This window comes from Candidatus Schekmanbacteria bacterium (assembly GCA_003695725.1).
Taxonomy (GTDB): Bacteria; Schekmanbacteria; GWA2-38-11; order GWA2-38-11; family J061; genus J061.
In genome coordinates, this window is sequence record RFHX01000264.1 from 1 (window position 1) to 4,944 (window position 4,944).

Annotated in this window: 4 protein-coding genes; 1 reads left to right on the forward strand and 3 read right to left on the reverse strand. The window is 34.9% G+C overall.

Annotated features, from left to right (window positions below; translation table 11 throughout):
* Window positions 1-86: 86 nt before the first annotated feature.
* The 3 genes from D6734_10230 to D6734_10240 all read right to left on the reverse strand — a co-directional run bounded on the left by D6734_10230 (window position 87) and on the right by D6734_10240 (window position 2,597).
* Entirely contained in the window at window positions 87-896 is an 810-nt protein-coding gene (locus D6734_10230) for a tryptophan synthase subunit alpha (protein ID RMF93369.1), read from the reverse strand.
* A 144-nt stretch (window positions 897-1,040) separates the two neighbouring features.
* Window positions 1,041-1,625: a tetratricopeptide repeat protein gene (locus D6734_10235; GenBank protein RMF93370.1), complete on the reverse strand. Its 585-nt coding sequence runs from the start codon at window positions 1,623-1,625 to the stop codon at window positions 1,041-1,043.
* 162 nt (window positions 1,626-1,787) lie between these two features.
* The gene (locus D6734_10240; GenBank protein RMF93371.1) at window positions 1,788-2,597 is read right to left on the reverse strand and encodes a sugar phosphate isomerase/epimerase; all 810 of its coding nucleotides are present in this window, start codon (window positions 2,595-2,597) and stop codon (window positions 1,788-1,790) included.
* A gap of 180 nt (window positions 2,598-2,777) precedes the next feature.
* Here D6734_10240 and D6734_10245 point away from each other — a divergent pair, with 180 nt between their 5' ends.
* On the forward strand, window positions 2,778-4,922 hold the full coding sequence (locus tag D6734_10245; protein RMF93372.1) for a 4Fe-4S dicluster domain-containing protein: 2,145 nt from the start codon (window positions 2,778-2,780) through the stop codon (window positions 4,920-4,922).
* The last annotated feature ends 22 nt before the right edge of the window (window positions 4,923-4,944 follow it).

Genomic DNA, 4,944 nt, shown 5'->3' on the forward strand with positions numbered 1-4,944 from the left:
ATAATATAGTTCATTTTAGTAAAATAAACATATCAATATCCTAAAATTTGATCTTGATATCGTAAATATTTTTAAATTTGAAAAAATTAGAATGTTTCAAAGCCGTTGAGAAGTTTAGAAACATATTTGCCAACTTTCTTCTCAATAGCACTCTTCCCAAGATTCGATTCGATTACTCTTATTATTGCACTACCAACGATTACGCCTTCGGCTATTTTTGAAACCTCTGAAACCTGTTTAGGAGTAGAAATGCCAAAACCGACAGAAATAGGTAATTTTGTATATTTTTTTATCTCCTTTACCTTTTTTCCCAAAGTGTTGCTCAATGTATCTCTGGCACCGGTAACGCCTAAAACTGACACATAATATATGTAGCCGCGACTGGCTCTGCTTACCCTTCTAATCCTTTCATAATTGCTTGTAGGCGACAGCAGAAATATTGAATCAATATCATAATCTTCAGAGATTTTTATAAAGTCCTCAGCTTCATCTGGAGGCAGATCAGGAACAATAATGCCATCAACACCTACTGATTTAAAATTATCAAAAAACCTTTCAACTCCATATTTCAAAACAGGATTGTAATAGGTCATTACCACAATTGGCACTTCTATATGATTTTCAATATCTTTTAAAAGTCTGTAAATCTTTTTTACTGTTGTACCGCTTTTCAAAGAACGAAGGGATGCTTTCTGAATCGTGGGACCATCTGCAATTGGGTCTGAAAAGGGAATTCCCAATTCTATGATGTCCACTCCTCTTGCCTGCAATTCAAGCAAAATTCTCCCTGATGCTTCAAGATTTGGATCGCCTGCGCATATATAAGGAATAAAAGCACTTCTACCTTTCGAAAGAGTTTGATTAAATTTTTCTTTTATCCGGCTCAATTTCTTCATCCTTTTTTAAATTGCACTAAATTGTAGCAAACTGTTGCGAATGTAAAAAATTCATTAACCTTACCATAGAAATCCACGAGTTAATCACAGTTTATTCACAGATTTTGGGGATAAATATAGAAGGAAGATATTTTACATGACCTCCTATTTTTCACCCAAAATCGCTTTAATTTCATCGATTTTTTTCCTTATTTCCTGTGCTCGACTATCTGCTGGCGCTATTTTCAAATAAGATTCCCAATTTTTAAGTGCACGAGGAAAATCCTTCAAATCATAGTAGGAAACAATGCCGGCATTCAATCTCGAATTCAAATGGTTTGGATTAGATTTTGCCGCCTTTTCAAACTCTTCAACTGCCCGCTGGGAGTTTCCTGTCCTTCTATAACAGATACCAAGATCCGTCCTCACATCTGCATCGTCAGGATTTTTTTCAAGATACAATTCATACTCAGGAATTGCTTTGCCATATGCACCTGAATCAAAATAGGCATGTCCAAGCTGAAGGCGCAGCTTCAGATTGTTTGGGTCATTTTTGACAAGAGACTCAAGCTGTTTTACTGCAGCAATGAGATTTGCTGAAGGAGCAGGAGCATTTTGAGGCGGAGGCGGGGCAGGCATCTGATTTGTAATATCAACCTCAGTTGGTTTAAAATATTTTGGCAGCACCACTGCTGTCATCACACCCAATGCAAAACAGAGAATACCAATAACAATTGTTTCCGATTTCATTTTTATTCTCCTTTATTCCCCAATAATGTAATCTTTCTTTTCCGAATAATGCAAATCCATACCTTAAAAAAATTTTTTAGTCGAGTAATTATTCAACCATTCTTTGAGTCACCAAATGTAAATGCCAATCTCTCTAAAAAAGCACTAGAAAAACAATAATAATTAAACCATTTTTAGAAGTCGCTTTATATCAGATAAAGAAATGCCTTCGATTCCATTAGCGCTTTTTACTTCAATGGTAAAACTTCCCTGATAATTCATTTGCGATAATGTTTCAGCAATCTGATTCCATTCAACATTTCCACTGCCCGGATGAAGATGAGAATCGCTTATTCCGTCATTATCAGAAGCATGAATATTCAATAAATAATTGCCTGCAGTCCTTATTGCTTCCACAGGATTTTCAAAAACATTTGCATGTCCTACATCTATACATAACCCAAGATTTTCTATGGATAACTCATCTACAATTCTTTTCAACTCAGCAACAGGCAATTCCCTTTCTGTATTTTCAAGAGCAACAAGGGTATTATGTTTTTTTGCTCTTTCGCAGATTTCCTTCAAACTTTTTTTCAGTGATTCTTTTGTCTCTTTTAGTCTTTTTTTATCTTTCATATCTCCGTGAAGAACTATCAAATTTGAACCGCTTTTAGACATAACCTCGATTGAGCGGCATATTAGATCAACTGATCTTAGTCTTTCTTTTTCATCAATTTCAGTAATATAACTTATTTCACGAGAGGATGCGTCGTCTCTTAGTTTAAAGATAGGCGCATGATAAGAATTTATAATCAATCCTGAATTAGAAACAAGTCGAAGTGATTCATCAATGTTTTTTTCATCATTCAAATTTATATGTGGAGGCATTGTCCAAAATTCAATGTATTCAAAACCGAGCGATTTTATTGTTTTGAGCTTGTCCACAGAAAGCTCAGTGCCTGCATAGAAATGATTTGAAATAGCAATCTTCATTTTTTTAAATCAAAATTGACAATTTGATATCTAACTTTTACCAAAAAGATCTTCTTTGGTCTATATCTTCAAAATTCATAAAATCTTTCTTCATCATCATTTACTCTAACAATTGTCTTGCAAGAGAAAATTTATTTTATTAATTTAGAAACACCTAACCATACTAAGGAGTTGTAATTATTGAGCAAAAAAAGGAAACAGTATAATGAAGAATGCCGCAGGGCAATAAATAATCGAATTCTCCAAGAAGCATTAAAAAGGACCACCGAGAGATTTTGTGAAAATAGAGAAAAAGCTTTTTCAGATTTCAAAGATTTGGATTCCGCAAGAGAGAAGGCGCGAAATATCAAAGAAAAATCGATAAATGAGCTAAAAGAGAATATAAATCTCTTCAAAAAGAATTTTGAAAATGCTGGTGGAAAACTGTTTTTTGCAGAAAATTCATCATCGGCATGCAAATACATAACAAACCTTTTGAAAAAATATGGAATTTCAAAAGTTGTAAAATCAAAGTCACTTGCCACTGAAGAAATAGGGCTGAATGAAGCTCTCTATGCCAATGGGATAAAGGCAGTCGAGACAGATTTGGGAGAATGGATAATTCAGTTGAGAGGTGAAAAACCTTCACATCTAATCGTCCCTGCTATGCATCTTACAAAAGAAGAAATAGCCCGAACTTTTGAAAAGGTTGAGAATAGAAATCTTCCTGACAATCCCGATGAGCTCGTCAAAGTAGCCCGTAAGCACTTACGGAATGAATTTATCGAAGCGAAAGCGGGAATTACCGGAAGTAATTTTCTTATAGCTGATACAGGTACACTTGTCATTCTTTCCAATGAAGGAAATGCACGGCTTTGCTCAAGTCTTCCTGCCATTCACATCGCAGTAGTAGGAATGGAGAAAATCATCAAAACAATGGATGAAAGCGTTTCATTAATCAAACTTTTAACACGCAATGCCACAGGGCAAAATATTACAAGCTATATTTCTTATATAACAGGACCAAGCCGCACTGCTGACATCGAGTTAAATCTCACATTAGGCGCTCATGGGCCTGAAGAAGTGCACATTGTATTGCTTGACAATGGGCGTTCACAGTTACTTGAAGATGAAGATTTCAGAGAAATTCTATATTGCATTCGCTGTGGCGCATGTCTGAATGTTTGCCCTGTCTTTAGGGCAATTGGCGGCCATATCTTTGGAAGCACATATATGGGAGGAATTGGCACATTGCTGACATATTTTCTTTCAAACACTGATGATGCACAAACTCTCGCTTTTTCCTGCACAGGATGCGGAGAATGCTCAGATGTCTGCCCTGTCAAGATAGATATTCCTGAATTACTTTTAAAACTTAGAAATAGATATGCTGAAAAAGGGAAACTTCCATTTTTCAAAAAGATATTTTTCAAAAAAATAATGAAAAATCGAGAGCTTTTTGAAAAGGCAATCAAGGCGGCTTCAATTTCTTCATCCCTTTTCAAGGACAAAGATGATACTTTAAGGCATCTTCCTCTCTTTTTTTCAAAAATGACTGAATTTCGTACATTACCCACCATAGCAAAGGTTTCATTTAAGGAAAGATATAAAAAAATGACACAAATCGGAAATGAAGAAGCTATTTTCTTTCCCGGCTGTCTAATAGAATTTGTTTATCCTCATATTGGAGAAAAAATCATTCATCTATTCAACAACAGAGGGAAAAAGATAGTCTTCCCGGCTAATTTGAATTGTTGCGGTTTTCCACTAATAGCCTCAGGAGATATTGAAACAGCAAGGGAATTAGCAAAGGAAAATATAAAAGTTTTGAAAGATTATTCTCTGCCTATTATTACTGCTTGCCCCACCTGCTTTGAAGCGCTTTCAAAAAAATATCTTGAAATCATACCAAAAGGCAATTCCATCTATGATGACGCTTTGAAAATTGCAGATAAATGCATCGATATTTCACAATATTTAATAAATGTATTAGGATATAAAGCAGAAAATAAGAGCGTAAACAAAATTACATATCACACCCCCTGCCATATGAAAAAGAATCAGGATGCTTTGAAAGCATCTGCTGAAATAGTGAAAGAAGTAAATGGTGAAAATTTTGTAGAAATGATAAATTCAAACTATTGTTGCGGGGCGGCAGGGTCTTTTGCAATAGAATTTCCTCCTCTTTCAGGCGCAATTTTAGAAAAAAAAATCGAAGCAATAGAAAAAAGCGGGGCTAATGTAGTTGTTACCTCTTGTCCCGGATGTCTGATGCAAATTGACGGCCGCATAAAGAAATTGAGAAAAAAAATAGAAGTAAAACATTTAGTGGAGATATTACAATAAATATTTTTTTATAATTAAATAT